2 protein-coding genes, 1 tRNA gene and 1 pseudogene are annotated in these 3,361 nt (G+C 47.4%); 1 reads left to right on the top strand and 3 read right to left on the bottom strand.

Features of this window, described 5'->3' with window-relative positions; all coding sequences use genetic code 11:
- Nucleotides 1-172: 172 nt before the first annotated feature.
- Both RMO79_RS03755 and RMO79_RS03760 read right to left on the bottom strand, forming a co-directional pair.
- A pseudogene (locus tag RMO79_RS03755) lies at nt 173-1,150 on the bottom strand (DEAD/DEAH box helicase family protein); the annotation flags it as partial.
- Between the two features lie 172 nt (nt 1,151-1,322).
- Nucleotides 1,323-1,395 (bottom strand) — tRNA-Phe (locus RMO79_RS03760).
- 291 nt (nt 1,396-1,686) lie between these two features.
- Between RMO79_RS03760 and RMO79_RS03765 the strand changes: the two genes are divergently transcribed.
- Nucleotides 1,687-2,553 (top strand): lysophospholipid acyltransferase family protein, encoded by an 867-nt coding sequence (locus RMO79_RS03765; protein WP_310481719.1) that lies wholly within the window; start codon nt 1,687-1,689, stop codon nt 2,551-2,553.
- Between the two features lie 97 nt (nt 2,554-2,650).
- On the opposite strand, the gene RMO79_RS03770 is transcribed toward RMO79_RS03765, so the two are convergent.
- On the bottom strand, nt 2,651-3,361 hold a 711-nt coding region (locus tag RMO79_RS03770; protein ID WP_310481720.1), incomplete at its 5' end, for a carotenoid oxygenase family protein.

Genomic DNA, 3,361 nt, shown 5'->3' on the forward strand with positions numbered 1-3,361 from the left:
CTCGATTGGTGTATTCGCCTATATAATTGCTGCTGCGGCTTTAAGATGCTTTTTCAGTTCGTACTTTTCTTTAGATGTCATAATTCTAACTCTCTCTTACCTCCTTATTCTGACTGAGTATGTCTTCTATTGCACATACAAATGTACCAACCGCATGATTGGGACGCTCCCCCGTCAATCCTACCTGAGTAGCTGATGAAAAATAATCTAGTATCTGCCGCCAAGCCGAATCCTCAGCCGCGCTCCCGCGATGACATTCATCAATTACAATTAGGTCGAAAAAATCACGGCTAAATTGTTTGTAAATCTTCTGTTCTTCCTCATTACCCGTCACCGCCTGATATAGCGACAGATAAATCTCATAAGACTTATCCGCCTGTCGCTGCTTTATCTTGGTCATCGCCGAACCAAAGGGTTTAAAATCATTAGTCATCGTCTGATCGACTAAGATATTCCGTTGGCGAAGCCTCTCCTATGGAGAATCGGCTAAAAACAAAATCCGTTTCTTCGCCTTCGATTTCCACAGTCTCCAAATAATCTGAAATGCGGTAAAAGTCTTACCCGTACCAGTTGCCATTACTAATAGAATCCGGTTCTGACCTTTGGCGATCGCTTCGATAGTTTTATCGATCGCCAACAACTGATAATAGCGCGGAGTCTTATTACTCCCATCACTATAATAATCCTGCGTAACTAACTGCTGTTGCGGTGCAGATAGTCCCCGATCTATACACCACCAAGCCCAAAGTGTTTCCGGCGATGGAAACTCGTCTAAACCGATTTCTCGCTCAATTATTCCGTCGGCAGCAATCTTGTTATGAAACAAAAAGCGATCGCCATTGGAACTAAATACAAACGGTACTTGCAGCATCTCCCCATAGCCTAAACCCTGTTGCATTCCATCGCCCACAGCATGATTATTATCCTTGGCTTCGATAACTGCGATCGGGAGATTAGGCTTATAAAATAATACATAATCCGCCCGCTTATTCCGCGCACGAGCGTGTAACTTACCCCGCACCAAAATCCGTCCATCAGTCAGCGAAAATTCTTCCCGAATCTGCATCAAAATATCCCAACCCGATCGTTCCAATGCTGGAGTGATATATTTAGTGCAAATATCCCGCTCGGAAAGCTGCTGCTTATCCATATCTTAAATTTGGGTGGATTCAAAGGAGCAGAAGATCGAAACCGATCTTCTGAGCTAAATTATCGGCGATATTAATTTGCGAATTACCAGCAATTCACTATTTAACGACATTAACTCGCCGATCGATAAATCATAGATTTACTGAGGCGACCTGTGAATGTAGATAATCATATGCCAGGACGGGGATTTGAACCCCGGACACGAGGATTTTCAATCCTCTGCTCTACCAACTGAGCTATCCCGGCGCGTTGCTATTAATTTAGTCAACTTGACCAATATAACAAATATTTGTTAGACATGCAAGTAATTCGATCGAATTTTGGGACTAATAATTGGGTAGACTAAAACTAGCGGCGATATGCCGATCGCTAGCACCGCTTGGCGGCCAGTTGAGATCGGGCTTGGCAAAACTAGAAAACTTTACCCTCGTTCGATTTGAGCCATTATTTTAGGCCGATCGACTGGGATAATTGGCGACCATCGCCACAATATTCGTCTGCACTCAAGTTCGTCACCACTGTTGGATAGTTGGATAATTGTTAAACTTTTTTGAGCATCTGGTTAATTCACAGTCACCCGATCGTCGTAAATACGATGGTTGGTCGTTAGAAGATCGCGATCCGCAGTCGATTCGCTCGGCATTTATGCCAGCATGGGAGTGGCTGTACCATAACTATTTTAGGGTCACTACCGACGGTTGGGAACGCGTACCCGATCGCGGGCGAATGCTGGTAGTGGGTTCCCACAATGGCGGTTTGGCGGCTCCTGACATGTTTATGTTGATGCATGAGTGGTTTCGCCGTTATGGTGTCGAACGACCTGCCTACGGGCTGGCACACCCCGATGTGTGGAAGTATTTTGGCGGGATGTCTACATTGGCTGTCAAAGCTGGGGCGGTGGTCGCTCATCCCAAAATGGCAGTAGCCGCGCTACGCAAAGATGCGACGGTATTGGTGTATCCCGGTGGTGCTGAGGATGTATTTCGACCCCACAGTCAAAGACATCAAATCCAGTTAGCTGGGCGCAAGGGCTTTATTAAAGTCGCCCTGCGCGAACACGCTCCGATTGTCCCTGTAGTGTCTACTGGTGCCCATGATGGGCTGATCGTGTTGACCGATATTTATCCCCTATTAGATCGACTCCACGATCTGGGGATGCCGTGGCTATTTGGTATCGATCCGGTAGTTTTCCCCATCTATCTGGGGTTACCCTGGGGTCTGGCTTTTGGCCCTTTGCCCAATTTTCCGATGCCCTCCCAGATCCACATCCGCGTCTGCGAACCGATTGAATTCGATCGATACGGCAGAGCAGCAGCTAACGATCGAGACTATGTAGATGCCTGTTACGATCTAGTCCAGTCACAGATGCAATCAGCATTAGATCTATTAATAGCCAAGGGTTAAAAGGGACGGGGAGACGAGTGGACTGGGGGACTGGGGGACTGGGGGACTGGGGGAGTTTATTACTCCTTACTCCCATCTCCCATCTCCTTACTCCCATCTAAATAAAAACACTATCCGTCCAAGTCCCATGCAAACCATAAGGAATATGATGAGTCAGATGGAGAGTTGCCACCGCACCTTTTGTCAGATCTGTGGCATCTAGCACGACGACTGCCGATCGATCGCGCTCACCATCGTAGACCATCGCAATCAGCCAGCCATCGTCTTCCTGGGTGCCACCAGGACGCGCTACGAAGACGGGTTCGTTGACGTATCCTGTCGGTGCAGCCGTCCATAATTGCTGCGCCCCAGTGGTTCGATCGAGTTTGAGGATACTCTGGAGAGGTGCATTACCATCGAGAGTTTGTGCTGCACCCATATAAACATATCGATAGGGATAGCCGACATTTGCAGGGTTAATAGTGGGGAACTCACAACAGCGGGGTTCGATGAGTTGACTGGTGACTTTTTGGGTAGTTAAATCTAATTCAAATCGCCATAGTTGCCCAGGTGTGAGGGTCGCAAAATCGATCTCGCGGAAGTCTTTATCGGGTTCGACTTCGGGGAAAGTTGGGTAGGCAATTGAATCGATCGAGATTTTACCATTTTGCTCGAAGGCATTGGCGTGGTGGAAGACAAATCCCGATTTAGTTTCGAGGGTTTGCATTTTTTCGCCACTGCGAGGATTGCGGGGAATGACGATGATTTTGGTTGGTTTTTCGGGTTGGAATTTGACACATTCGCCCGCACCTTTGAAGCCGAATAGGAA

Source organism: Chamaesiphon sp. VAR_48_metabat_403, from assembly GCF_031422475.1.
Classification (GTDB): Bacteria; Cyanobacteriota; Cyanobacteriia; order Cyanobacteriales; family Chamaesiphonaceae; genus Chamaesiphon.